This is a genomic window from Nonomuraea zeae, assembly GCF_005889725.1.
In the GTDB taxonomy this organism is placed as follows: Bacteria; Actinomycetota; Actinomycetes; order Streptosporangiales; family Streptosporangiaceae; genus Nonomuraea; species Nonomuraea zeae.
In genome coordinates, this window is sequence record NZ_VCKX01000029.1 from 46,498 (window position 1) to 71,647 (window position 25,150).

The following is a 25,150-nucleotide window of genomic DNA, read 5'->3' on the forward strand; positions in this document are numbered from 1 at the left end:
GCTGCTCGTCGCGCTCGCTCATGCCTCCGATCCTAACAAAAACATACCCGATCCGTATCCGCGTCGTTCGATTCGGAACGGATATGAATAAAGGAAGATCTTAAATCTCTCACACAATTCGACTTATGTGAGATAGCGTGACGAGCATGGCTCAGAACGCCCTCAGCGCGCCCGGCGGGACCTCCGACGAGGACGCCCCTGCGGCGCACCACGGCGTGTGCGACGACCGCGCGGCGCGACCTGACTCGGGTGGACCGGACACGGCGAGCGAACCAGGCGAAACCGTGCGAACAGGCGATCGGGGACCGCGTGTGGCTGCCGGGCCAGGCGCAGGTGCCGACGAGTACCGGTCCCGGCCGTGCGCGGGCGCTGTGCGGGTGTGCCCGTGGCGGCGCGATGCCGATCTGACCGCCTTCTCCGGCGACGACATGGCTCTGCTGTCGGCAGCAAGCCGCGGCCACACCAAAAGCGGCGCCTACGCGTTCGACGAGGTCGAGCAGAAGACCGAGGCCCGCCGGATGTCCTGCCACCTGGATCGGCACGACACCGCGCACCCAATCCGGTTGTGCGCCGGGTGGCTGGCCGTGGTCGGCCCGCACCAAGACGGCACCCTGCTCAGCGTGCTGGCCGACAGGCTCGGGTCCAAGGCGAGCCACCCTGACACCACCGCCTGGCCGCCGCTCGTGGCCGACCTGGACGAGCTGCCGGAACGACGCTGCGCTCGGCTCGCCGCCCTGGGCAGCACCGCGCCGAGTTCGAGCGATGCGCAGGGCGGTGCGGCTGAGCTCGGGGGAGCCGGCCCCACCCCAGGCGGACCGGCCGGGCAGGTGTGCGGCGCATGAGCGGAGCTGAGCCCGGTGACGACGCGCTGGTTCCGACCGCCGTTCTGCCCCCCTCCGGCGCCGCCGCAGCGCTTCGGCGCGAGGAGCGCAGCGACGGCGTGGCGGCGTCGGCCGTCTCGTCCATGTCATCCGCGAGCGGGGGAGCGGATGGTGACCTGGTGCGCGGCGTGCCTGGCGGGCAGGCGCCCCCGCCGCCCCGGCCGCTGGTGGACTCGGTCGGCGACCTCGCCGGGCTGCGGCCACGCCGCCGTCGCCGGGACGGCGGCGAGGTGCCGGGCGCGCACGTCGACCTGATCGATGCGCTGGCCCGCACCGACGATGACCCGGTGCCCGGACAGCGGGCCAGCTGGCCGACGGTGGCGGCCTGGTTGCGCGCGGGCAAGACTGCTTCCACCCGCCGTGCCCGGCTGGCCGACCTGGTCCTGTTTGTCCGCTGGCTCGCGGCCACCGCGCCCGGCGCTGGGTTGTGGCAGGTGGATGAGGACGTCGTGGCCGCCTACATCGAGGAGCTCGGCACCGGCAGCGGAAAGGCGGCCGAGCTCACCCGCGGCGGGCAGGCCCTGGCCGCCGCCACGGTGGCCCGGCACCTGTCCACGCTGAAAGCGTTGTACGGCTACGCCGTACGCCGCCGCGTGATCGGCTACAGCCCCCCGGCGTTCGTCGAGCCGCCCGAGGTGGGCAAGGCCGGCACCACCCCGGCTCTCACCCTGGGTGAGGGCGGAGCGCTGCTGCGCGGCGCGCAGGCGATCGCCGGGCGCCATCCCGTCGATGCCGCCGCGGTGATGCTGCTGGCCACGGTCGGGCTGCGCGCCGGTGAACTCGAGGGCCTGACCGTCGGCCGGATCACGCGTTCAGCAGGGCACTGGGTGATGAGCTTCCGGCTCAAAGGCGGCAAGACCATCCTGGTGCCGCTGGCCGCCGAGGTGATGGTCCTGCTGCGGCCGCTGCTGGACGGGCGCGCGGCGGGGAAGTTGCTGCTGCTGCGCGCCGACGGCAGAAGCTTCGACCGGTGGCGGCAGCAGACCGCGCTGCGCCGCGCCGCCCGGGCCGTCGACCTGGATGTGGCCACGCTGACCCCGCACATGCTGCGGGCCACCGCCGCCACCCTGTTGCTGGCCGCCGGCGTCCCGGTCGAGCACGTCCAAGAGCTCCTGGGCCACGCCTCCCCGGTCACCACCCAGCGCTACAACCGCGGCGAGACCGCGCTCGACGGGCACGCCGCCTACCGGCTGGCCGACCTCCTCACCCAGCAGGCCGCCCAGCCACCCTCCGGCCCCCCTGCCGGGTCCTGCGGCGAATCCTTCGCCCAGAGCGCTACTGAACCGCCCCGAGTTTGATGGAGACCTCAGCGGTTGATGGTCAGGGCATCGTTGGGCTGGTGTTGAGCGTAGTAGATCGCCTCGAATTCCTCAGGTGGAAGGTGTCCGATGGCCGAGTGCAGTGGCCGCCGACGTCGATCAGCGGCGCCGCGAACGCGGCCGGGGCGCCAGCCGGCCGCGGCCGATCCGCTGGCTGACCATCGACGGCGCCGCCGAAGCGCCGCGAGCGTTCGCCGAAGAGATCATGGTCGGCATCGTCCAGGCCGCGACCGCCTCATGGGAGGAGTACTACGGGGCGGCCTGCGCCTACTCCGAGGCCCACGGTGACCTCCTGATTCCCGATGAATGGGTGAGCCCGACCGGGCTGCACGTGGGCAAGTGGCTGATCACCCAGCGCGCCCAGCGCACGCGCGGCCAGCTTCGGCCCGACCGGATCACGCTTCTGGACGCGATCGGCATGGCCTGGAGCCTGCGCGAGGCCGAGTGGAAACGCCAGTACGCCGCGCTTGCCGCCTACCACTGCGAGCATGGCCACGCCGACGTGCCCTACGAGTACGTCACCGCGGACGGATTCCGCCTCGGCGTGTGGGCCAGTCGCCTGCGCAGCGGACGCAGGGCCCTGACGGCCAAGCAGCGTGGTCAGCTCGCCGTGCTGGGCGTGACGATCAACGACGGCCCGAGCGCGTGGGAGCTCAACTACGCCGCCGCGGCGGCCTTCCACCGCGAGCACGACCATCTGAAGGTTCCCGTTTCCTACGTCACCCCCAAGGGCATCCGGCTGGGGATGTGGATCAGGTTCATGCGCGCCACCGGAGACAATCTCCCCGAGCAGAAGCGAAAGCGCCTGGACGCGCTGAACATGATCTGGAAACCGCGCCAGGAGGCCGCCAAAGCGCGCCAGGCCGACTGGGAAGCAGCCGTGGCCGCCGCCACCGCGTACGTCACGGAGCACGGCCATCTCCGCCCGCTGACCCGCTACGTCACCCGCGACGGCTACCCGCTCGGCAGGCGGCTGGGCCGTTGGCGCTCGTCCTTCTCCCGTCCCCTCACGGCCGAGCAGCGGGCCGTGCTCGACGCGCTGGACCCCAACTGGGCCCAGCCAGGCCAGCAGTCCTCTTCCTTGACCTGCCCAGCGCCAGAAATGGCCCACCACCCAAGGAGGTCATCATGACCGCACGGAAGACAACGCCGAACGTCCAGACGTCCGCCCCGAGCAGCCCTCCCTCCGGCGAGGCGACCGAGACCAGCCACGACTCCAGCCAGGCGATCCAGCGGATGCGCAGCGCCTTCGCCGATCAGCTCAGCCAGCAGGGGATCGTCCGCACCCCGGCAGTGGAGAACGCGCTCCGCACCGTGCCCCGCCACCCCTTCGTGCCCGGCGCGTCGCTGGAGCAGGCCTACGCAACCACGCCCGTGCACGCCGCAACCAGCTTCATCACGGCTGAACCAGCTCTCGCCGCGCTCCTGCTCGAACAAGCGCAGGTACAGCCCGCCATGCGGGTGCTGGACACCGGCGCCACCACCGGCTACCCCGCCGCCCTGATCGCCCACATGGTTGGCGGGCAAGGCCACGTGACGACCGTGAACACCGACGCCGACCTGGTCCGTACCGCCATCGCCAGCCTGGCCGAGATCGGTTCCAGCACCATCCGCGTCGCCAGCAGCCAGGCGGCCATCGGCTACGCCGACGGCGCGCCCGGCTGATCACCTCCGACGCCACCTGGGACCTGCCATCGGCCTGGCTGCCACAGATCGCGCCGAACGGCCGCCTGGTCGTGCCGCTGCGCCTGCGCGGCAGCATGTACCGCCTCATCAGGTTCGAGCGCACCAACGACCACTGGACCGCGCGCTTCTCCGACACGGCCGCGTTCATCCCGCCGCCCGACCGGCTCGCCGACGACCCCCTGCGCTTGGCAGCGCTGAACGCAACCTGCACGGTCACCCTCCACCTCCACCAGGACCAGAAGGTCGACGCGGCCGACCTTCTCGGTGTGCTGGGTCGCAAGCGCAGCGAAGTGTGGATGGGCGTGCGCATCGCCAGGGACGCCGACAGCATCGAACTCCTCCACCTGTACCTCGCGTGCGCCATGGAGGCGGGCCTGTCACGCATGACGGCGACCACGGACGCGATCACCACCGCGACGATCACGCCACCGTTCGAGTGGGGCGCCATGGCCGTCCCCGGCGCCGGCGACCTCGCCTACATCATCCTGAGGCCTGCCCACACCACCACCGTTGCGAGCGACCTGATGTACGACATCGGCGTCATCGGGCACGGCCAGGGCGGCTTCAGCCTGGCCGGCTACGTCGCCGACGCGATCTGCCTGTGGGCGCGGAAGTACCGCGAGCGCTCCGTGCGGATCGATCTCCAGCGCTCCGACGCCTGCAAGCAGATCGACGGCCAGTTCGTCTTCGACCGGCCGAACACCCGACTGGTGATCGACTGGGAATGATCCCGCGTGCCGCACCCGGCGAGAAGCATCCAAGCACGCCCTCCACACACTTGCGACGGCCAGCACGCGCCCCAACAGACGAACCGCCCATCATCGATCAACAGGTAACCGTATGACTACACGAGATTCCGACGTGGAGAACGCCGACCGGCTGCGCGCCTCCATGGTCGAGGCGCTTCGCGACAACGCGATCACCTCCGACGCGGTGGCCAAGGCCATGGCCATCGTGCCCCGGCACGTCTTCGTGCCAGAGGTACATCTGGCGCAGGTATACGAGCCGAACACCGCGGTGCCGGTCAAGCGCGACGGTGGCGGCATGACCCTCAGCTCCCTGTCGGCGCCGCGTCTCCAGGCCGCCATGCTGGAGCAGGCCGAGGTCAAGCCCGGCATGCGGGTGCTCGAAGTCGGCTCCATGGGCTACAACGCGGCTCTGCTCGCCGAGCTCGTCGGCCCGGCCGGGCACGTCATCTCCGTCGATATCGACGGAGACATTGTCGAGCGAGCCCGCGCCCACCTTGCCGCCGCCGGCTACGACCGCGTCGAGGTCGTGCATGCCGACGCCGAATACGGCGTCCCCGCCAGCGCCCCTTACGACCGCATCATCGTCACCGTGGCAAGCCCGGACATCCCGCCGGCGTGGCTGGCGCAGCTCGCCATCAAGGGCCGGATCGTGGTGCCCCTGCAGCTGAAGGGCGTCACCAGGTCCATCGCGTTCGACCGCGGCGGCGTCGGCCTGATCAGCCGCAGCTACCGCCCCTGCCGCTTCGTCCCCATGCAGGGCGACGGCGCCTGCAAGGACCAACGCCTCACCATCGACACATGCGTCTGCCTGAACATTGAGGACGCCGAGCACAGCATCGACGTGAACGCGCTGCACTCGCCACCCATGGAAAGCTGGCCCGGCGCCGTCTTCGATCTGCCCGACGAACTGGAACTGTTCCTGCTGACCAACTCACCGCGGATGACTCTCCTGCGCGCCAGCCCTGAACGCGTCAACGAAGGACTGGTAAACGCCTCCGCACGCCTGGGCGTGCCCGCCCTCATCGGTGACGACGGCAGCTTCGCCTACCGAATCGAACGCGTCCAAGACGGCAACGTCTTCGAAAGCGGCGTCATCGCGCACGGCCGCTCTGCCGAGTACGCCGCGGCACAGTACGGCCAACTGCTTCGCCGATGGGCGAAGCAGTACCGGCGCCGCGGTGCCGCCTCCATCCGCTACCTGCCCGCCCCGGCCGTCACATCGCCTGAGCGCGCGCCGCAGCAGGGCGGGCTGCTGCGCAGGTGGCACGGAAGCGTCGCCGTCTTCTGGCCTGAGACCTTCACACCCCGCTGCGGTGATCCCGCCTGAGATTCAGGAGCCCCGCCCCGCCACGACGCCACTCCTGCACGCGCTAAGAACCTGACGTAGGCCGATCAGACAAGAGGCGTTCATGTCCTCCCATCCGACGCGCCACCCACCGCCCGAAGCGGCAGGCTCACACACTGACAAGAGCGTCATGGAACGTCGCTGCGGCGGCGTGACCCGGCCACGCCCGGACAAGATCACCATCCAGCGTGCGCAGCTCGCGCCAGATCCGCGCCGAGCCGGTCTGTTGAGCCGTCGCAATCGTCTCCAGCCCCAGCGTCGCCGCCCGCGCCGGGTCGGTAGTCGCGAGGGCTACGGCCAGCTTCGCAGTGAGGTGGCCGCGATCGCGGACGAGACGGCCGGGAGTGGCCGCGATCTGCTCCTGCAGGATGGAGGCCGATGTGGCGACCTGGCCGGCGGCCCGGTAGCAGACCGCGCTCTGCTCGCGCAGGGTCGCCAGGTCGTAGTGATGCAGGTACACCGGCACGTCCGGCTGGCGTACCTGCGGATGGTCTTTCAATGCCTCACCGGCGTCCTCCAGCAGCGCGAAGCACTCGTCGGCCTGTCCGAGCATGACCAGGCCGCGCGCCTGCTGCTGGGCGGCCAGCGCCAGCAGCTTCGGCTCCACCTCAGCCGGGTTCCGGCGGGCGGCCGCAGCGAGCTGAACCACACCGGCGTAGTCGCCGCCCAGAGCGGCGATGTTGGATTGGCGCACCAGCGCGTACGCCGCCATGTTGGCGTCGCCGGCGCATTGCGCCCACTCCGCCGCCCGGCGTGTCCACTGGGTGGCGGGTTCCAGCTGGCCCAGGTCCTGGTACAGCCATCCGACCATCTCGCCATAGTGGGACAGCACCTGCAGCAGCGGCTCGGCGTGTGCCCCTGCGGCACCGCGGCGAAGTTCGTCCAGCACGTCAATCTGCGCCAGGACCGGCTTGAGAAGGCTGCGCGGCCCCAGCATCTTGTCGGCCGCGTAGTGCTCGGCCAGCACGCGCCGGAAATATGCGATCACCTCGGCGTCGACGCGCGCGGGGGAGCTGATCGCCTGCGTCACCCGGTCCATCTGGTCGGCGTTGGCCAGCCCTGGCATCGCGGACGAGAGCACGCCAGCGGCGAGCAGACGGCCGAACTCGCGTCGCGACAGAGTCACCGGGACACTCCTTCCCTGCACCTGAAGCACCAGCATGACCTCCTGTCCGCTGGTGGCGCCAGCCAGCCTCGCCGACAAATGCGATGTGTGCCCGATATTGGCCGCCCGCCGCAACTCCACCAGAAGCCCTTGGGTGTCGAACAGGGCGTCCAACGCCGCGGCGTGCTGCTCGGGAAGGAGGTACTCGCCCCTCTCGGCGCGGCCCAGCCAGCCGAAGTCGTAGTGAGTGAGCGTGGCGGTCTGGCGAAGCGACAGGCCGGCCTTTGTGCGCTGTTGCCGCAGGACCTGCCCCATCAGGTGCGCTGCACACGCGCGCCGCTCATCTACCTGCTCAGGCACGTCGACCCACTCCTCCGCCGTGTCGCGGCCTGTGGCATGCCACAAGGCTGCCACAGCGATCCTCTAGGCGACCGCTTTGAACTCCATGACAATGCGTTACAGGGAGTTGATCGGAGCGTAAGCCCGGAGGTCAACGAAAGCAGCGGTTTTCATCAGACCCTCACCCCACGGCCACAAGCCGTGCCGCAGCACGAGCCGCCTCACGTCGTCATCCTCGTGATCCGGCCGGCAGCAGAACGGAGACCACGATGACATCGCCCCGCCCCTGTTCAGCTCTTGTCGGATCGCCCCCTGATCTGCGCGATCTGGGCGGTGCCGGACTCACCATCGGCAAGACCTTCACCTTCGAGGCGGCCCACCGCCTGAACGGGCTGCCTGACGGGCACAAGTGCGGCCGTCGGCACGGCCACAGCTACCAGGTGACTGTCGAGCTCACCTCCGACGAGCTCGTCGGCCCGGGATTCGTCACCGACTTCGGCGACCTGGCGCCGTTCGCCGCCTATCTCGCCGAGCACCTCGACCATCGCGACCTGAACGAGGTGCTCACGGTCGAGCCGACCTCCGAACACCTGGCTGTCCATCTGGCCCGGTGGTTCCTCGACAACGTGCAGCCGGGCATCCCCGGGCGGCTGGTCGCCGTCACCGTCAGCGAGACCTCGAAAACGTGGGCGCGCTGCACGGTCGGAAACGTCGCATGACCGCCGCCTCGGTATCCGCCCCGCCTCACGGCGCGACGCTCCGGATCGCCGAGCGCTTCGGCCCGACACTGCAGGGTGAGGGGCCCAGCGCCGGGCAGCCTGCGCTGTTCATCCGGCTGTCAGGCTGCAATCTGTCATGCAGCTGGTGCGACACCCCGTACACGTGGGACGCCAGACGGTTCAATCTGCGGGACCAGCGCGAGCGCGTCCCGGTCGCCGACCTGGTCGCGTGGGCGCTGGACCACCCTGTGCCGCTGATCGTCATCACGGGTGGAGAGCCTCTGATGCAGCAGCGCCATCTGCCCGCGCTGGCCGGGCCGCTGCTCCAGGCCGGCCGACGCTTGGAGATCGAGACCAACGGCACCGTCACTCCCGATCCAGCGCTGCTGGTGGACGGGCTGCACTTCAACGTCTCCCCGAAACTGGACAATGCGAACGTTCCGCACAAGCGGCGCATCAAGCCCGCCGCCCTGGAAGCGCTGTCGGCCAGCGGGCAGGCGGTGTTCAAGTTCGTCGCCTGCAACCTGGCCGACCTCGACGAGATCGCCGAACTCGTCGAGCGCTTCGCGATGACGCAGGTGTGGGTGATGCCTGAAGGCGTCACCGCCGACCACGTACTGGGCCGTGCCCACCTGCTCGCCGAGGCGGTCATCGCCCGCGGCTGGTCGCTGTCCCTGCGCCTGCACGTCCTGCTGTGGGGTGACGAACGTGGCCGCTGACTGCCATCGCCCCGCGCCTGCCGACTCCACCCCTGGAAGCGAGGACGGATCATGACCACCAACGCCGTGCGGCCCCCTGAGACGGCGCATCCCGGCCGTGCCGTGTCACAGCCGCCCGAGGAGATGCCGGTCTCGACGGTGAACACGCCGCGCGTGGCCGAGCTCGTCCGCGAACTGCTCGTCGCTGTTGGCGAGGACCCCCAGCGCGAGGGCCTGCTCGACACACCGGCCCGCGTCGCGTCCTGGTGGCACAGCTTCCTGTCGCCGGACCTTTCGGCGATGGCGACCCGCTTCACCGAGACCCACGCCAGCGACCAGCTCGTCGTGGTCGGCGGGCTGAACGTGTGGTCCCTGTGTGAGCACCACCTGCTGCCGATGCAGCTGGACGCGCACGTCGGCTACCTCGCCAACGGCACTGTCCTGGGCCTGTCGAAGTTCGGCCGGATCGCGCAGCGTTACGCCGGGCGGCTCCAGGTGCAGGAGCGTTTCACCCGCCAGCTCGCCGACGAGGTGGCCGCAGCGATCGGCAGCCCAGACGTGGCTGTCACGGTGCACGGCGTGCACCTGTGCATGAGCATGCGCGGCGTCCGGATGGAGAGCGCCCGCACCTCTACCGTTCACGCCGCCGGCCGGTTCAGGACCGATCCGCTGCTGTCCCAGCAGTTCCTCACCCTCACCACCAGCGGCGGGGGGACGGTGTGATGCCGATCAACCCTGGGCGGTTCGCTGCCGCGATCCTGCCGACGGCGGCAGGGAACGACGGACCCGCGATCACCCAACTGGCGTGGCCTGGAGTGGAAGAGCTCATCAGCCAGATCGCCGAGGCGATCAGGAACGACGGCGCCCCCCAGACCATGGTCGCCATCCTGCGCGGGGGTGCCATCCCGGCCGTCTGCCTCTCCCACCGGCTCGCGCTGCGGGACGTCCGGATGGTCGAGGTCACCCACACCGCCGACGACAGCACCAACGCCGCCAAGACCCCGCAGCCCCTGGTCGTCAACCGGGCCTCGCTGGGCGACCTCACCGGCCGGGACGTTCTCATCGTGGACGACGTCGCCGGCACCGGCGACACCCTCGCCGCCGCGGTGCGCCTGGCCACCGACGCCGGTGCCGGGCGGGTGCGGACCGCGGTGTGCGTGGTGAACGAGGACAACTGGACCGGCCGCCGTCCAGCCAAGGCGACCATCACCTACATCGGCACGTCCACCCGCGCCTGGACGGTCTTCCCCTGGGAGGGGCAACCATGAACACCAGCACTGATCAGCTTCCCGAGCAGTTCCGCACCCGGCCCGGGACCCCCATGATCGGCCCGTACAGCGTCAACCAGATGGACGACTTCTACGCGGCGCTGCACCGCGGCGAGGCCAAGCCGTCGGGGCTGATGAACCTGATGCAGCACCTCATCGTCGCCGAGCGGTGCACGCCGGGCGCGACGGTGCTGGACGTGTGCTGCGGCCGCGGACTGGCGCTGCCGCTGCTGCACCGGTACGCGCCACAGATCGGACGGTACGTCGGGCTGGACATCAGCCCCGACAACCTGAACGAGGCCCGGGAGCGGATCGCGTTCGTGCGCGAGACATACGGAGAGCTCTTCCCGATCGACCTCGTCGAATGCGATGTGGCCGAACCCTGGCCGTCCCTGCCCGCCTTCGACGTGGCGCTGTACACCTCCGCGCTGGAGCACCTGCCCTTCGACCTCGGCGCGCGCAGCCTGGCCAGCACGGCGCAGGCGCTCGCCCCCGGCGGGGTGCTGTACCTGTCCACGCCGCGGGGGTTCGGCCCGCACCCGCGGCCGCTGCAGTACCGCGTCCACGTGTGCGAGTGGTCACGGGAGGAGGTGGAGCAGGTCGTCAGCGAGGCAGGCCTGGTCATCGAGGACGTGATGGGCCTGCTGCCACCCGAACCCGACACGGTGGCCGGCGAGCTCGCCGAACGGTACGGGCCAGCGGCGGCCGGCTGGTACCGCGACCTCGCCGAGCGCGTCCCCGCGGCGCTGCTGGACACGATCTCGGCAGTGTCAGCGCCGAAGTCGGCGACCGAGCTGCTGTACGTGTGCCGGAGGCCCGCATGAACGCCGCCGCCCTGCCCGCACCGCGCCGCGACAGCGCCTCCGCCCGGCCGCTGTGGGTGACCATCGAAGGCATCAACGGCGTCGGCAAGACCACCGCGGCCCGCGCGGTCGCCGCCCGCCTCGGTGAGCGATGCCTGCTCCTGGACGAGATCACCGACCAGGCCAGCAACACGCTGACCGGATGGGTGATCTCCGCCCTGGCCGCGCAGGACCCCGTGTGCCTGCGCACCGGGCACCCGGTCACGGAGACCCTGGCGCTGCTCGCGCTGAAGATCCGCGAGGCCGAACTCCTCGCCGCCCTGCCGATCACGCCTGAGGTGGTCATCGAGGACCGCGGCGTCGACACCGTCGCCGTCTACCAGGCCGCGATCCTCTGCGAGCAGGTCGCCGACGCCGATCCCGCGCACGTCGCCCGGCACATCCTCTCTACGATGTCGCCGTGGCTGCCCCGGCCCGACGCCACCGTCCTGCTGACCGGCGATCGCCAGGAGTGCATCCGCCGCTTCGCCGACCGGATCGAACGGACGCTGGCCCCGCCAGACGTGCGCGTGATCGAGCAGGCCGACGCCCTGTACGCCGGGCTGGCCGCCACCGAGCCCGGCCGCTACACCGTGATCGACACCGCTGGACGGACGGCTGAGGCCGTCGCCGACGCGATCGCCGCGGTCGTGCAGGACCTCGCCAAGCAGAGGGGGGCCTACCGTGCCGCCTGATGAGTTTCCGCCGCCTGACGCGCGCCGGACGCCGGATGCGACCCTGTTGTGGGGCCTGCGCTCGCCGTGCGCCTTCACCTGCCCCCACTGCTACTTCGGCACGATCGAGGAGCACAAACAGCAGGGCCTGCCGACCGAGGCCGGCGTCCTGTCGCACCTGTCGCGCACCGACCTGCCGCCCCAGGTGCTCAAGGCGTTCGCGCGGACCTTGGCCGGCTCACCGGTCGGCCGGGTGGTCATCGCCGGCGGTGAACCGCTGGACTGGCTCCCCACGCTGGACGTGATCGACCTCATCAAGCAGGCCGGCTGTCAGGTCGTGATCGCCACCAACGGGATCCCGCTCACGCGCCCGCCGGTGGTTCAGCGGCTGGTCGATCTCGGCGTCGACGGCGTTTCGGTCTCCCTGGACAGCGCGGACGCGGCTGTCAACGACCGGCTGCGCCCCTCGCGGTCGGGCCGCTTCGGCTACCACGATGTCGTGGCCGGTATCGGTGCCCTGCTTCAGGCTCGGGGCGACCGGCACGTGCCCCGGGTGGGGATCTACACCGTGGTGATGCGGGAACGCTCGCAGGAGATCACCGACATGGCCGAGCTGGCCGGCCAGCTCGGCGTGGACTACTACGTTCCCCAGCCGATCTCCCTGGCGCCCGATCACCAGCTCTTCTCCGTGCTGACCCACCGCCCCGATGACGTCCCGGCCGTGGCCGGGCAGCTCAGCCGCCTCTACGACGAGTCGCAAGGATTGGCGCTGCCGGACCCCTCCTACGTCCGGCGCTTCATCGACGCGATCTCCACCCAGGACAGCGGGCACGTGCCCGACTGCTTCGGCGGCGCCCGCCTGTTCTTCATCCAGCCCGACGGCTCGGTCTGGGACTGCCCGTCCGACCGCCGGATCGCCGCCACCCCGGCCGCGCGCCGGCGCACCATCGCAGGCGCCGACGCGCGCCTCCTGTTCGCCGACCGGCCCGCGTGCACGAACTGCACGCTGTTCAGCCGAGACTGCGTGAACATGTGGCCGCTCGTGCTGGACATGCCGCGGCTGCTGAACACGAGGGCCGTCCGATGACGCTCCCCCAGATCGGCGGCGGCGCACAGCTGGTCGGCGAGCAGCTCGCCGCCGTGCTCGGCCAGATGCCCGACCCGAGCGGCGGCCCCGCCGCCGGGCAGCTCGAATGCGAGCTGGCCGAGGCGTTCGGCGTCCCGCACGCGGTCGCGCTCTCCTCCGGCACCGCGGCCCTGCACGCCGCACTGTCGGCCTGCGGCATCGGCCCCGGCGACGACGTGCTCGTGCCGGCGCTGACCGTCGTCATGACCGTGGCGCCCCTGGCCGCGCTCGGGGCAACGCCGGTGTTCGTCGATAGCGACCCGGCCACCCTGGACCTGGACTACGACGACGCGGCCCGCAAGGTCACCGCGCGGACCCGGGCGATCATCCCGGTGCACCTATGGGGCCGGATGGGAGACCCGGCGGCCCTGGCGGCGTTCGCAGCCGAGCACGGGCTCGCCGTCGTAGAGGACGCCGCACAGGCAGCCGGCACCGCGCGCGACGGGCAACGGGCCGGCACGGTCGGCACGGCCGGTTGCTTCAGCATGAAGGACGGCAAGATCCTGTGGAGCGGCGAGGGCGGCTTCCTGCTCACCGCCCGCCGCGACGTGGCAGAGCACGCAGCCGCGTTCCGCAGCCACTGGCAGCCGGCACCTCCTGGCCAGGCCGCACAGAGCCGCCTGGCCACCAACGCCCGCCTCGCCGCTCCCCTCGCCGTGATCGCCCTGGCCAACCTCCGCCGCCTCCCCGACCTGGTGGACCTGCGCCGGGCCCAGATGCGCCACCTGCTGCACGCCCTGGAGCAGATACCCGGTCTGGCCGCCGTCACCCCCGCGCCCCGCGAGGAGTGGAACGGCTTCGCGGCGCTGCTGCGCATCGACCTGCCGAACCCCCGGGGGCTCGCCGAACACCTCGCCCAGCGGGGAGTGCCGAACTCCACCGGCAGCTTCAGGCTCGTGCCCTGCGACAGGCGGCCCATGTTCACCCTCAGCGACCCGCCGTGCCGCGGCGCCGCGGAGATCCTCGATCGCACGCTCGCCGTCATCCTCACCGAACGCGACACCGAGGCCACCCTCGACCGCTACGCCGCCTTCATCGCCCGCGAAGCCACCGCATGGACGGCATGCTGCGGCACCCCGCGCGCAGCACCGGCCGGCACGCCTGGAACGCCCCTGCCGGCGCCGCCCCGCCTCAACTTCTGAACGGACCCTGCCACATGACGATCACACCGGTACGCCACTCCTGCACCCGCGGCCCGCTGATCGCGGTCGAGGGCATCACCGGAGTCGGCAAGACGTATCTCACCCACCGCGCCCTCGAGGCGCTCGGCGACCAGGCGCCCGACGACACTGCGCCCGGCGCCAATCCGCTGCTGCTCGACGGATTCTCCCAGCGAGCCGACGGGCGCCCCGGCCTCGGCGACGCCCTGCTCCGCGCCCTGCGGGAGGCCAGCGCAGGGGACCCATTCCTGCGCGGCGGCACCCCGTTGGCCGAGACCTGGCTCCTGCTGGCCATCAAGCGCTACGACCTGGACACCGTCACCGCTGAGCTGTCGCACGGGCGCGCCGTCGTTGAGGGCCGCAGCGTGGACACCACGGCGGTCTGCCAGGCTCTGCTGCTGCACCCCGACGCTCCGGACGCGGCCCTAGAGACGGCAAGGGCCCTGCTGGACTTCGCATCCGCCTACCGGCCCCTGCCCGATCTCACGATCCTCATCACCGACGACGCCCGCGCGGCCATCGCCCGCACCCAACAGCGTGACCAGCGCGTCCTCACCCAGGAGCAGGCCACGTTTATGGGCGAGGCGTGCGCGCTGTACGAGCGCCTCGCCGCCACCGACCCGGCCCGCTACCGGGTCGTCGACCGGCGCACCGTGGACGAGCACCAGGCGGCCGAGCTCATCCGGGCCTGGATCCACGACGCCAGGACCGGCCTGGACTGCGTGCGCGAGCCGTGGCAAGGCCCAGAGGCGCGGTGCATGTGCTGCGGCCGCCGCGCGGACCTGGCGCCGGCATGACCGAGGCGGCCCGTCCCTCACGCCACCTGGGCCAGCCCCGCACAAGGTGCTGTGTGTCGGAGATCCCCGACGGCATCGAGGCCCTGATCCTCGACTTCGACGGGACCCTCGCCGACACGACGCCCCGCCACGAGCAGGCACTGCGAGCAGCGCTGCAGCCGCACGGCCACGACCTCGACCACGCCTGGTATCGCCGGCACGTCGGCCTGCCCATCCACGACCTGCTGGCCGCGCTGCCGGGCGGCCGGTCGCTACCCCACGACGAGATCGTCCGAGCCAGCCGCGCCCACCTGCTGGCCACCATGCACCACATCACCGCCATCGCGTGCGTCGCGGAGCTCCTGTACGCCGCACGCCGGGCCGGGCTGCGCTGCGCCGTCGCCTCAGCCGCCAGCCGGGTCCTCGTCCATCCCGGGCTGGAGGCTCTGGGACTGAGGCACGCGTTCGCCGCCGTCGTCACGCGCGAAGATGTCACGCTCGGCAAGCCGGCTCCCGACCTGTACGTGGCGGCCGCCCGACGCCTCGACGTCCCGCCGGAGCGCTGCCTGGCCGTCGATGACGCTTCCGACGGCGTCGCCTCCGCCCGCGCCGCCGGCATCCAGCACGTGATCACGTTGGCCGACGGCCACCTGGCTCCCGCCGACGAAGGCGCGACAGCACTCGCACACCGGGTCGCTTCAGCCGCCGGAGCGCCGATGCCGCGCGGGACACCGCAGCACCGCGCGTACGGGCCGGCCGCCGCTGGGGCGACGACCGCTGCACCGCCGGACACCGAGCCGGGCACCGGGCCCGGCAGCACGCCGCCACGATGCCCAGATTCCGCCCGATGACGGCAAGAGGCCGTCGCATCAGGGGAGCATGATGCCCGTCCTCCACTCGACCAAGAACCTCCAGATCGTCGAACCTCCCACGACCACGCGGGAGGGGATCGGTCGCTTCGAGTACACCGACACCTACACGGTGTTCCACTACGGCCGGATGCCGGACCTGATCCCCGGTAAGGGGGAGGCGATATGCCGCATGGCCGTCTTCAACTTCCGCATGCTGGAGGAGGCGGGCGTGCCCACGCATTTCCGCCGGTTCATCCCTCCGAACGCGATCGAGTTCGACCTCGCCCGCGTCCCGGATCCGGCTGCTGGGCCGCCCGCGCCGGTCGAGCGCAGCTACCTCGTTCCCGTGCAGATCCTGTTCCGCAACGAACTCCCGCAAGGAAGCTCCGTGCACCGCCGGCTGGCCGCCGGCGAGCTCACACTGGACGGGGTCGGGCTCCGCGTCATTCCCGTGGCCGGCGAGAAGCTGGAGCGTCCGTTCATCGAGTACGCCACGATGCTCCATGACGTCAACCGGTTCATCAGCCGGGACGAGGCGCAGCGCCTGGCCGGGCTGACTGACGGGCACTTCCAGGCGATGCATGACACCGCCGTCAAGGTCAACGAGGTGCTGACTGGGCACGCCGCCAAGGTCGGGCTGAGCCACTGCGACGGCAAGGCCGAGTTCCTGATGTCGAGCGATGCGCGCATCGTGCTGGCCGACAGCCCCGGCACACCTGACGAGAGCCGTTTGATGTACGACGGCGTGCACTGCGGCAAGCAGGTCCTGCGGAACTGGTATGTGGCCAACGGGCTCGACATACCAACCCGCCAGCTGATCGCCGACGGTGTGCCCCGGAGCCGGTGGCCACGGCCGGCGCCCCTACCACCCGAGTTCCTGCCGGCGATGTCGGACCTCTACCGGTCCCTGAGCGAGACCTGGACCGGCGAGCGCCGGTGGAACGCGCCGGACCTGCGGGCCGCCACACAGGCGATAGCCGACCTCATTGGTCAATGACGGCACACGACGACCAGCACTCAGGCATGCTCTCCTCGATACGGCGGGCGCGGGCCGGCACTGCCGCGCCCCCTGGGAGAACGGTGGACACATGGGCGGCTTGACCGGCGACCTCGCTTTCGCGGTGACGACGTTCGTGGTCATCGACTTCGAGGCCACGACCCCAACGGGCTATCCGGCCCAGCCCATCGAGGTCGCCGCGCTCGCACTCCGCTACGAGGGCGGCGCCTGGACGAGGGCCGGCAGGCCGTTCTCCTCGCTCATCAGGCCGCCCGCGTTCGCCCCGGTCACGCCGGCCCTCACGGCCCAAACGGGATTGACCGCCGAGCAGGTGGGGCAGGCCCCCAGTCCGGCCGAGGCGCTGGGGGCACTCGATCGGCGGTTCGCCGCGGGCAAGCAGTACCTGCTGGTCGCTCAAAACGCCGCCACCGAAGCGAACCTTATTCACAACCAGCGTGAGCACTGCCCGGCGCTGGCCCGCATTGACCTCCTGGACACGATTCCGCTGGCCAGATACCTCTTCCCGGGTCTGCCCAACTACCGGCTCGACACGCTGCTGGCGCATTTTTCCATCAAGCATCCGGCGGATCGTCACCGAGCCTACGCCGACGTTCAGGTCACCGCCGAGGTGTTCATCCGGCTGGTAAGCGCCGCAGATGAGATCGCTGAGCTCAGCGATCTCGCGGCTCTGGTGAAGATCGCGGGACGCACCGCCAAGTGCAACATGCCCGCCCAAGGCGAGCTGTTCGACGTCCCTCCTGCCAGCGAGCGAGGGTATGGCGAACCGGTCTAAGACAGGACGGTAACCATCATGATCAAGCAACAGGTGGACCGCGAGCAGGTCCCGTTCTGGTTCGATCCGCTGTGCCCCTGGGCGTGGGTCACCTCACGCTGGCTCCTGGAGGTCGAGCAGGTCCGTCCGGTGCATGCCGACTGGCGACTCATGTCGCTGGCCCACCTGAATCTCGTTCAACGCAAGGGCGAAGGGCTCAGCGAGGAGTACCGCGGCCTGATGGAGAAGGCTTGGGGTCCGGTGCGGGTCTGCGCGGCCGCCGCTGAGCACGCCAGCCGCAGCGTCCTCGGCCAGCTGTACACCGCCATCGGTACCCGATGCCACAACCAACGACGTCGCGACGACCCCACGGTCATCACCGAAGCCCTCGCAGAGGTGGGCCTGCCCGATGCGCTGGCGGCAGCCGGCAGCAGTGAGGAGTTCGATCAGCTCATCAGGGACTCCCACGACGAGGCGTTCAACGAGGTCGGGCTCGATGTCGGGACGCCCGTTCTTCGCATCGGCGGCACGGCCCTGTTCGGCCCCGTGATCAGGCAAGCTCCCCGTGGTGAAGCAGCCGGTCGGCTGTGGGACGGCCTGGTCCTGGTCGCCGGGACGGAGGGCTTCTTCGAGCTCAAGCGGAGCCGGGACCGGAGTGTCAAACCATGCTTCGACTGAGCGGACCCCACAACTCGGACAACGTCCGCTGCGGCTGCGACCGTCGAGGCTTCCTTGTTCGGCCGGCCCATGGGCCGAGCGGCTGCAGAAGCCTCGACGGGGCCTTAGCCGATTCGGGCCGGTACGGCTCGCGCGATGCGATGCCCTACGAGGCGCTCGGCCTCGGCGAGTGGATACCAGGCGGCACCTGTCACCTCAGACTCCTGGAGCAGCCCCATGTCCGCATCCGTTACGAACGCGTACCCGATATCGAGATGGTGGTGCTCCGGCTCGCCCTTCTGCGGCCGTGCCGGAACCCTGCCGTACTCGATGTAGACGGGGGTCTGCGACGCAGGGATGACCTGCGCCGGGTCGATCCCGGTTTCCTCCGCCAGCTCGCGCACCGCTGCCTCGAGCAGTGAGGTGTCGTCTGGTTCGAGGTGGCCTCCGGGCTGCAACGGGATCCCGTACGCGCGGTGCTCGACAAGCAGGACTTCAGAGCCACCGCGAACCAGCAGCGCGCCGGCGGTCACGTGCATCCGGAAATTCCGCCGCGAGGCGAAATCCCGTCCTTCGGACAGAAGCTGCACTGGCTCAGACAGCAGTGCGGCCTCGTCCGGGTAGCGCCCGAGGTAGGCGGAAACGGCGCTGGAGATGTCCGCGTCACTGATCGCCACAGGTCACCCCCGCACCTGCCCGAGAGCAGAGCTCTCCGTGACCGACTGCTCGGATGAGGTGAGCGATGAGCACTGACACAGTCCACTCCTTTGACGCGTGTGGCATACGAGGAAGGAGGTTCGCACCTTACAGGTGGGACCGGTCAGCGCGCGCCTGCCACGCCGAGCAGATATGGCAGGGGCCCTGGCTCGTTCGGGACGTACGGCCTGAGCTGGCCACGGATCAGTGATGCGGGACCGACTCGGCGCCGCCGTGGAACTGCTGCGCCAGAACCGGAACTTCCGTCGCTACGCCGTGGCGCGTACCGCTTCCGTCCTCGGCACCACCACGGCCCCCGCCGGGCTGGCCTTCGCACTCATCGAACGGGATGGCGGGGGTACCGCGATCGGCGTGGTGGCGACCATCAGCATGATCGTCTTCCTGACCGTCACACCGAGCGCTGGCGTACTGGCCGATCGGCTGCCCCGGCTTAGGATCATCGTGACGTGTCAGATCGTCTGCGGCCTCAGCCAGTGCCTCTCCGCCACGCTGCTCCTGAACGGCTCGGCCACCGTCTGGTCCCTGGGCGGCCTGGCGGTGCTGACTGCCGCGTCCGCCGCGTTCTTCGCCCCCGCGGCGAAAGGCTTGATCGCCGGAATCGTCGAACCCGATGCCCTCATTCCGGCCAACGCCCTCCTGCAGATCGCCGGGAACCTCGTCGCCGTCATCGGGCCCACGATCGCCGGGTTGGTGATCGCCTTCGTCTCGCCAGGCTGGGTACTCGGCTGGGACGGAGTTACCTACCTGCTGTCTGGCGCGGTGTTCCTCATGGTGCGCATCCCGGCCGCAATCTTGTCATAATCCGACGCCCTTTACTTAGTAGATTTCTGGGAGGCTGGAGCGGATGTCGCTGAGCCCACGCCAGCCGGCGAGAGCCTCAATCGCCTTGAGCACCACCCGCTCGACCATGTCCGACCATCCCTGGGCACCCGGGGTCGAGGAACGACGGGACAGCCATTAGCGGTGAGATGGATCATGGGGCAGATGTTTGCTGTGACCTGCAGAAACACCCGAGATAGCGGTATCTCTCCGGACCGTTCCCTCCGCGTTCGAGCTTGAAATCTGACTCAACGCCGTTGGTCGTGTACCGCCCTGACCTGCTCGAACAGCCCATACCGCTAATCGCTGTACCAACACAACCCGTCGTCCATCGTTATCTTGGGTTGTTGCCCTATTCTCGCAGGTCATCGAGAGATGATCTTTTCCTTCACGTATGGCACGTTGGCTGATCTTCACAGCATGTTGCTTTGAAGGTGTGCCCACGGGGCTGGCGATGGCGGTGAAGGCAATCGGGACGACCACCGCTGTCTTTGAGGCCGCCTCGATCCTTGGCGTGGATGCTTGCCCACTTCGACAAAGATCGCCACTGACACGGTCCGCACGGTCGCCAGTGAGCTTGTGGTCTTCTGCGCCATCCCCGTTGATGTGGAGCGCCCGGCATGCTGGTGGCGGGTTGGTCTGGCGGGCGTCGACTCGTGATGTTGCGTTGCGTCGGGTCGCTGTACGTGACCTTGTAGTCGCATTACCGTCGAATCACGCGGGTGTACGAGACGAAGCTCGTCGTCCAGGTGGCGTAGCGCATCCAGTCGGACGTCGAGCTGGTTGACGACGTCGGCTCCGATACGGCGGCCGGTCACCGTGCTGGCCGATGCTGTCTCGGTGGTCGCCCACTGCGCGACGATGCCGGCCTGTGTGCCCGTCGATGCGATTAAGAAGCCCCGTCGATCCACCGGGCCCTCCAACTTCGCCCAGTACTGTGACGCTACCCGCGGGAGTCCATGGCGACTCCAAAACGACCCGATCGTCGCGGAGCACCAGGAGCAGCCAGCCGGGCCATCCTCGAGTGTCGACCTCGTGCTTGGGATGCTCAGCAGGTCGGCCATCGCGTACTGGGTGGTGATCCCGGGGACGGCCACGCCGGCGCTTCCATCGCGACACTTTCTCCTTCCGGCACGCCATGCCGCCGTATCCCAGCCCGCCGTGCCGCTCGGCCACTTTGCGCAGGAACGCGGCAGCAGTCCAGCGCCTGCTCTTCAGAAGCGCCGTCAGCGGGTGATGCTCGCGTGCGCTGTCCACGGGGCTTGCCCCCCGGGGTCGGGTCGCCCTTCAGTGTGGTCCTGCCGCCGGGCTGCTGTGAAGACCCCGCCACCAGAAAGGCAACCCAAGGCAACCACTCGGCAACCGAAGGCAACGGTCAGACTCTTCACCGGCGTTCGACGGCGAGTCACGGTGAAATGTGAGCCGCCCTGCTCCGCCCGACCAGACAGCAGCGGGGCGGCGACCATCCTCACCCCAGGAGGTCCTCATGACGGCCACCACCACATCCACGGAGCGGTACCAGCCCCCGCCCGGCGGCTGGCGTGACCCCCGCTCGTTCGTCGACCCCGACGTGTGGGAGCGGCAGATCCAGCTTCTCGTCCGCGATCACCTGTGGGACACGGTCACGGCCGAACGGTGCTTCGGCCAGACGATCGCCTACCTCATCACCGCGATGGAGAAGTGGGGCCAGCGCCTGGAGATCAGTTGCGGCCCGCTGATCGACAGAGCCGTACACAACTTCATCCTCGACACCCGGAACTATGCCGCCTTCTGCGCCAAGTACTTCAACGGCGAGTTCCTGCACCACGTCCCCGAGATCGAGTTCAAGTTCGACGGCTCGGTCGAGAAGACCGCCCACGTCGTGGCTGGCAACGGCTTCGAAGTGGACTGGTCGCTGTGGGAAGCGGGCTTCAACCAGTGCACGCCGTGCGCGCCTGGCACCGACTGCCACTGACCGAACCGTCCTGCGCGAGAGGGCCGGGGACGCTGCGTCGTTCCCGGCCTTTCCGCTGTGCCGGGTAAATCCGTGCGCCGTTCTCCGGTGATCACCGCAGGTGGGGCGCTACCGTGACGCGGGTCTTGTCCCCCGCGCCCCAAGGTGCCCGCCATGCCCAACGTGCCCGCTGTCACCGACCGCACCGCCTACTGGGACCGCTACGCCGCCGGCGTCCGCAAGAACGACACCTCGCCCGAACTGGCGCTGAAGGACGCGTTCGGCTGGACCCAGTACTCCGACCACGGGCCCGGCGATGAGCTGCTCGGCAATCCCGCCACAGCGCTCGAACTGGGGCCTTGCCGCGGACACGCCGTTGCGGCGCTGGCCACCAAGGGGATCGCGGCGACCGGCGTGGACCTGTCACCCGTGCAGATCGCGAACGCCCGCGAGCGGTGGGGGCACCTGCCGAACGCCCGCTTCATGGAAGCCGACGTGATCGGCTTCCTCACCGGCGCCGCCCAGCAGTGGGACGCGATCTACTCCGTTTTTGGCGCGTTGTGGTTCACCGACCCTGAGTAGTGGATGCCGCTGGTCCAGGAACGGCTGGCGCCGGGCGGCCGGCTGGTGTTCACGTCCGCGCCGGCCGTGCCGGGCGCCGAGGGCGTTCAGGGCATGTACGGGGCGGGCTTCACCGGCCCTCAGGTGTGGATCTACCGGTGGACGTACGAGCCGCAGGTGTGGGCGCAGATGCTGGCCGGGCAGGGGTTTCGTGATGTGCTGGCCCGGGTGGAGCCTGCCCCGGAACCTGGCCACGTGGGCACACTGATCGTGGAGGCCAACGCCTAAATTGGGCGACCTTCGGCGGCGCGGGCGATCTCCTCGCGCGTGCTGATCCCGGGCAGCTGCGCTCATGCGAACCCGTGGCAGCACGACATCGACGCCGCCCTGCGCCACACGTGCATGGATTCTCCGCGGCTCTCGTCGTTCGGGGGAACGCCATACCCGGGGGTCCTCTCTGGCAGGGGAGAGGGAAGGTAGACGATCCCGACGCATATGTCTTGACCGGTGCGAGACGGTCACGCATCAGCAGCCGGACCAGCTTCCCGCCGGCGACGAGGGACTCCAGCTCACGCGCGTACACGAACAGCCGGTCCCCGATGTCGTCGCGCGGACGGGCGGCCCTGGCGAGTTCCGCCGCCCGCGCAGCACGGGACCGCCTCTTGGACGGGATGGCCCTGGCCATCGGATGCTGCCGGGCCAGGCTCTCGTCGACCTCGTGCAAGCCGGTCACGGGGACGTCCGGCGCCCACGGCCACTCCACCAGGCCCGGGTCCGCCTTCACGCCGGCGGCCGGATTGGTGCCCGCCACCACGGCGTTGACCACCGCGGTGGCGGCGGCCGCGTACCGGACGGTCGCCTGCCTGCGCAGGCCGGTCAGCTCGGCCGCCTGCTCCTCCAGTACGGCCCGGTAACGCTCGGCGGCTCGCTCCATCGCTGTGTCGTACGCGGCGGCGGCCTTGTTCCTCCGGGCGGCGACCCGCGCCACCGGGCTGCGCTCCTGCAGGGCGGTCACCGTACGGACGGCTGGCCGGTCATCGAGAGCTGCGAGCTCAGCGCGGATCTCCTTCAACAGCGCCGCTGACGGCCAGGTCGCCTCACGCAGCCGCCGCAGCTCCTCGTCAACCTCCAGCGGCCACGTAGTGCTCGCGGCCAACATCGGTAAGCCGCAGCAGCCACGGCCCCCAGTAGCCGGCTGAAGATCGCGACCTGGATCGCGGACTTGTCACGACATCAATCGCAGGCATAGCGCCAACGACGGGCTGCCGCCTGTCACATTCGAACGTCAAATGATCGAGAAGCGGCAAGCATCAACGGCCCTGCTGAGGGCCGCTGTGGCATAAACCCTCTCTACGGTTTGACGTTTGAGGGGATTGACAGGTCTCGACCTGGCCATGTGACGCTTGCTGCCAAATGGCAGGATCGGAGCGCACATCGGCAGCTTCCGGCCTGGACGGCGCAACCATCATGTGGCGAACATTCTTCAGGTAGCTGATACGAGGACTCGGAGGACTCGATGAAGCGTATTTTCATGGCGACGGTCGCGGCTGCGCTCGTGGCCGGAGGTGTTGCTGTGGCGGTCGCTGCCCCCGCGGGCGCGGACAGCGTGCGGATCGCTGTGGGCGACGCGATCGACAACCGCGACATGTAACGTCACGCGTACGATGGCCGTCGCATGCACGCTCTCCGCGGCCATGGGGGCCGTGCTCGCTCGTGACGCTCATGCAGGACGACGGCACTTAGTGCCGCGACCTTCTCCCTAAGCCCGCATCATCGCACCGCTCGAGGCGTCGGCTGGGCTTGTGTCTTCATCGTCGACGGCAGGCCGGTATAGCCCGCCGAGGCGGACGTCATGGCGGGCGCGGGCGCGCCGGGAAGAAGATCGATGGGAGAAGCGGCACATGGTGGTCGACACGCGTGACCTGTGGCTGGGCCCAGGTGCGGATGCGTTGGTGCCCGCTCGCGCACGGGCGGCTCCCCAGTGCCTGCGCCGACTCGTCCTGCGCCGCCATGGCGACGACCCTATGCTGGAATCTCGCCGCCCGGGTAGATCGTTCCTACCGAAGCTAGGAGCCTAGTGACAGGACGCGCTTGGAAGATCGACCTGGGCATGTACCGGCTGCGGGAGATACAGCGCAACGTCGTGCTGGTCGTGCTCGCCGGGGTGGGGCTGGGTGTGTGGGCGGCGGGGCCTACCTGGAGGAGCCTGGGTCTCGCGGCCATGGAGGCGTTAGGCCCGCTGGTGGGGGGAATTCTTGTGGCGCCGCTTACCGCCACGGTCTTCAAGGGCCGGCCCCCACGGGCGATCAGCTCGGCGATCGTGTGCGCGCTGGCCGAGATGCTCCGCCTCGGGCTGGTGACCTGGGCTGGCCTGGGCGCGGTGGAGGCGGCCTGGATGGGGTTGGGGACCGCCTTCCTGACCGCAGTGACCTCGCTGGCGATCTTCAAGGTCGCCTACATGGCCAACGCCGTCAAGCCGGACGGCAAGGACATGAGGGGGGAGTATCCCGGCTCCCTACTGGGCCCGCGGCGCCTGCTCCCGGCCGTGGCAGCCATCTGCCAGGAGGTCGCATGCTGCCTGCTCGTGGCGTGGAGCCCGTGGCTCGTACTGGTGACGTTCGCCGAGGGCGCGTGTGAGGGGTTGTTCCCGGAGAAATCGACCGCCGGGCGATGGTTCAAGACCGTGAGCGGCTGCTCCGTGCTGGCCCTCGCGCTCGTTCTTTGGCTCAGATGAGCGCGTGCGGCCCCGCCGACCTGTGCCCGACCATGTGCGTGGCCCCCAGAAACTGGATCGGCCACCGCGCCGGAGTCCACGTGGTCAAAGACCGTGACAATGCGGCGGCGGGCCTGGCAGCCTCTCCTGCTGGCAGGCCGGTTTCTGGCCTCATTCCACCTCGTCCGACTGCGTGCTCATCGCGAAGCCCTGGTGGCGGGGCGCAGCTCATGTCAGCAACTACAACCGGCCGCCACGTCAGCACGGCGATCATGAGGGCGACCCTTTGGAACCTGTCAAACCCGGTGAGACGTCAGGCTACTTGCGTGCTTTGTGGTGAGGTGTCGGTCTCGGGGCCGCGGGTGGCTGGTTGATCCACACGTTGGTCGGTAGTGCCGGTGGGTAGGGCCGCCGGCCGCGGAACCGTTCCGGATGCGCCTGGA

General features: G+C 69.9%; 28 protein-coding genes. 26 read left to right on the forward strand and 2 right to left on the reverse strand.

Annotated elements, in window-relative coordinates; all coding sequences use genetic code 11:
• Positions 1–311: 311 nt before the first annotated feature.
• The 6 genes from ETD85_RS12470 (at position 312) to fxlM (ending at position 5,962) form a co-directional block, all read left to right on the forward strand.
• The gene (locus ETD85_RS12470) at positions 312–842 is read left to right on the forward strand and encodes a DUF6283 family protein (RefSeq protein WP_138689825.1); all 531 of its coding nucleotides are present in this window, start codon (positions 312–314) and stop codon (positions 840–842) included.
• Positions 839–2,179 carry a tyrosine-type recombinase/integrase gene (locus tag ETD85_RS12475; RefSeq protein WP_138689826.1) on the forward strand — a complete coding sequence of 447 codons (1,341 nt, stop codon included), beginning with the start codon at positions 839–841 and terminating at the stop codon, positions 2,177–2,179. Before ETD85_RS12470 ends, ETD85_RS12475 begins: the two co-directional genes overlap by 4 nt.
• Before the next feature lie 76 nt (positions 2,180–2,255).
• Positions 2,256–3,332, forward strand: coding sequence for a helicase associated domain-containing protein (locus ETD85_RS12480; RefSeq protein ID WP_138689827.1), 1,077 nt, complete (start codon positions 2,256–2,258; stop codon positions 3,330–3,332).
• A complete protein-coding gene (locus tag ETD85_RS12485; protein WP_138689828.1) occupies positions 3,329–3,865 on the forward strand; it encodes a class I SAM-dependent methyltransferase in 537 nt (178 codons plus the stop codon). The genes ETD85_RS12480 and ETD85_RS12485 overlap by 4 nt, the downstream gene beginning before the upstream one ends.
• Positions 3,866–3,936: 71 nt before the next feature.
• Positions 3,937–4,614, forward strand: a complete 678-nt coding sequence (locus ETD85_RS12490; protein WP_138689829.1) for a hypothetical protein — start codon at positions 3,937–3,939, stop codon at positions 4,612–4,614.
• Between the two features lie 133 nt (positions 4,615–4,747).
• Positions 4,748–5,962 carry a methyltransferase, FxLD system gene (gene fxlM / locus ETD85_RS12495; RefSeq protein WP_206058269.1) on the forward strand — a complete coding sequence of 405 codons (1,215 nt, stop codon included), beginning with the start codon at positions 4,748–4,750 and terminating at the stop codon, positions 5,960–5,962.
• Positions 5,963–6,089: 127 nt separating this feature from the next.
• Here the strand turns inward: fxlM and ETD85_RS12500 are convergent, their stop codons facing one another.
• The gene (locus tag ETD85_RS12500) at positions 6,090–7,445 is read right to left on the reverse strand and encodes a helix-turn-helix domain-containing protein (protein WP_138689831.1); all 1,356 of its coding nucleotides are present in this window, start codon (positions 7,443–7,445) and stop codon (positions 6,090–6,092) included.
• Positions 7,446–7,693: 248 nt separating this feature from the next.
• Here ETD85_RS12500 and ETD85_RS12505 point away from each other — a divergent pair, with 248 nt between their 5' ends.
• The 13 genes from ETD85_RS12505 to ETD85_RS12565 all read left to right on the forward strand — a co-directional run bounded on the left by ETD85_RS12505 (position 7,694) and on the right by ETD85_RS12565 (position 17,985).
• Positions 7,694–8,143 carry a 6-pyruvoyl trahydropterin synthase family protein gene (locus tag ETD85_RS12505; protein WP_138689832.1) on the forward strand — a complete coding sequence of 150 codons (450 nt, stop codon included), beginning with the start codon at positions 7,694–7,696 and terminating at the stop codon, positions 8,141–8,143.
• The gene (locus ETD85_RS12510; RefSeq protein WP_138689833.1) at positions 8,140–8,862 is read left to right on the forward strand and encodes a 7-carboxy-7-deazaguanine synthase QueE; all 723 of its coding nucleotides are present in this window, start codon (positions 8,140–8,142) and stop codon (positions 8,860–8,862) included. The genes ETD85_RS12505 and ETD85_RS12510 overlap by 4 nt, the downstream gene beginning before the upstream one ends.
• Before the next feature lie 51 nt (positions 8,863–8,913).
• Positions 8,914–9,564 carry a GTP cyclohydrolase I gene (folE, locus tag ETD85_RS12515; RefSeq protein ID WP_240779111.1) on the forward strand — a complete coding sequence of 217 codons (651 nt, stop codon included), beginning with the start codon at positions 8,914–8,916 and terminating at the stop codon, positions 9,562–9,564.
• Positions 9,564–10,109 (forward strand): phosphoribosyltransferase, encoded by a 546-nt coding sequence (locus ETD85_RS12520; protein WP_138689834.1) that lies wholly within the window; start codon positions 9,564–9,566, stop codon positions 10,107–10,109. The genes folE and ETD85_RS12520 overlap by 1 nt, the downstream gene beginning before the upstream one ends.
• Positions 10,106–10,933, forward strand: a complete 828-nt coding sequence (locus tag ETD85_RS12525; RefSeq protein WP_138689835.1) for a class I SAM-dependent methyltransferase — start codon at positions 10,106–10,108, stop codon at positions 10,931–10,933. The genes ETD85_RS12520 and ETD85_RS12525 overlap by 4 nt, the downstream gene beginning before the upstream one ends.
• Entirely contained in the window at positions 10,930–11,646 is a 717-nt protein-coding gene (locus ETD85_RS12530; protein WP_138689836.1) for a thymidylate kinase, read from the forward strand. The genes ETD85_RS12525 and ETD85_RS12530 overlap by 4 nt, the downstream gene beginning before the upstream one ends.
• Positions 11,636–12,712, forward strand: a complete 1,077-nt coding sequence (locus ETD85_RS12535; RefSeq protein ID WP_138689837.1) for a radical SAM protein — start codon at positions 11,636–11,638, stop codon at positions 12,710–12,712. Before ETD85_RS12530 ends, ETD85_RS12535 begins: the two co-directional genes overlap by 11 nt.
• Positions 12,709–13,893, forward strand: a complete 1,185-nt coding sequence (locus tag ETD85_RS12540; RefSeq protein ID WP_138689838.1) for a DegT/DnrJ/EryC1/StrS family aminotransferase — start codon at positions 12,709–12,711, stop codon at positions 13,891–13,893. Before ETD85_RS12535 ends, ETD85_RS12540 begins: the two co-directional genes overlap by 4 nt.
• A gap of 14 nt (positions 13,894–13,907) precedes the next feature.
• Positions 13,908–14,708: a nucleoside/nucleotide kinase family protein gene (locus ETD85_RS12545; protein WP_138689839.1), complete on the forward strand. Its 801-nt coding sequence runs from the start codon at positions 13,908–13,910 to the stop codon at positions 14,706–14,708.
• A gap of 53 nt (positions 14,709–14,761) precedes the next feature.
• Positions 14,762–15,538 (forward strand): HAD family hydrolase, encoded by a 777-nt coding sequence (locus ETD85_RS12550; protein ID WP_240779112.1) that lies wholly within the window; start codon positions 14,762–14,764, stop codon positions 15,536–15,538.
• Between the two features lie 28 nt (positions 15,539–15,566).
• Positions 15,567–16,535, forward strand: a complete 969-nt coding sequence (locus ETD85_RS12555; protein ID WP_206058270.1) for a phosphoribosylaminoimidazolesuccinocarboxamide synthase — start codon at positions 15,567–15,569, stop codon at positions 16,533–16,535.
• Positions 16,536–16,626: 91 nt separating this feature from the next.
• Entirely contained in the window at positions 16,627–17,328 is a 702-nt protein-coding gene (locus ETD85_RS12560; protein WP_138689841.1) for a 3'-5' exonuclease, read from the forward strand.
• A gap of 18 nt (positions 17,329–17,346) precedes the next feature.
• Positions 17,347–17,985 (forward strand): mycothiol-dependent nitroreductase Rv2466c family protein, encoded by a 639-nt coding sequence (locus tag ETD85_RS12565; protein ID WP_138689842.1) that lies wholly within the window; start codon positions 17,347–17,349, stop codon positions 17,983–17,985.
• Positions 17,986–18,089: 104 nt separating this feature from the next.
• On the opposite strand, the gene ETD85_RS12570 is transcribed toward ETD85_RS12565, so the two are convergent.
• Positions 18,090–18,641, reverse strand: coding sequence for an NUDIX hydrolase (locus tag ETD85_RS12570; protein ID WP_138689843.1), 552 nt, complete (start codon positions 18,639–18,641; stop codon positions 18,090–18,092).
• Between the two features lie 229 nt (positions 18,642–18,870).
• Between ETD85_RS12570 and ETD85_RS12575 the strand changes: the two genes are divergently transcribed.
• The 7 genes from ETD85_RS12575 to ETD85_RS12595 all read left to right on the forward strand — a co-directional run bounded on the left by ETD85_RS12575 (position 18,871) and on the right by ETD85_RS12595 (position 24,728).
• Complete coding sequence (locus ETD85_RS12575) at positions 18,871–19,482, forward strand: MFS transporter (RefSeq protein ID WP_138689844.1); 612 nt, start codon at positions 18,871–18,873, stop codon at positions 19,480–19,482.
• A 1,504-nt stretch (positions 19,483–20,986) separates the two neighbouring features.
• A complete protein-coding gene (locus ETD85_RS12580) occupies positions 20,987–21,454 on the forward strand; it encodes a glycine-rich domain-containing protein (protein ID WP_138689845.1) in 468 nt (155 codons plus the stop codon).
• A 153-nt stretch (positions 21,455–21,607) separates the two neighbouring features.
• On the forward strand, positions 21,608–22,015 hold the full coding sequence (locus tag ETD85_RS67255; RefSeq protein WP_338087137.1) for a class I SAM-dependent methyltransferase: 408 nt from the start codon (positions 21,608–21,610) through the stop codon (positions 22,013–22,015).
• A 3-nt stretch (positions 22,016–22,018) separates the two neighbouring features.
• The gene (locus ETD85_RS67260; RefSeq protein WP_338087138.1) at positions 22,019–22,282 is read left to right on the forward strand and encodes a hypothetical protein; all 264 of its coding nucleotides are present in this window, start codon (positions 22,019–22,021) and stop codon (positions 22,280–22,282) included.
• A 383-nt stretch (positions 22,283–22,665) separates the two neighbouring features.
• Positions 22,666–22,908 carry a hypothetical protein gene (locus ETD85_RS12590; protein ID WP_170246644.1) on the forward strand — a complete coding sequence of 81 codons (243 nt, stop codon included), beginning with the start codon at positions 22,666–22,668 and terminating at the stop codon, positions 22,906–22,908.
• Positions 22,909–23,510: 602 nt separating this feature from the next.
• Positions 23,511–23,645: a hypothetical protein gene (locus ETD85_RS66800; RefSeq protein ID WP_276617219.1), complete on the forward strand. Its 135-nt coding sequence runs from the start codon at positions 23,511–23,513 to the stop codon at positions 23,643–23,645.
• 426 nt (positions 23,646–24,071) lie between these two features.
• Positions 24,072–24,728: a hypothetical protein gene (locus ETD85_RS12595; RefSeq protein ID WP_138689847.1), complete on the forward strand. Its 657-nt coding sequence runs from the start codon at positions 24,072–24,074 to the stop codon at positions 24,726–24,728.
• Positions 24,729–25,150: the final 422 nt, after the last annotated feature.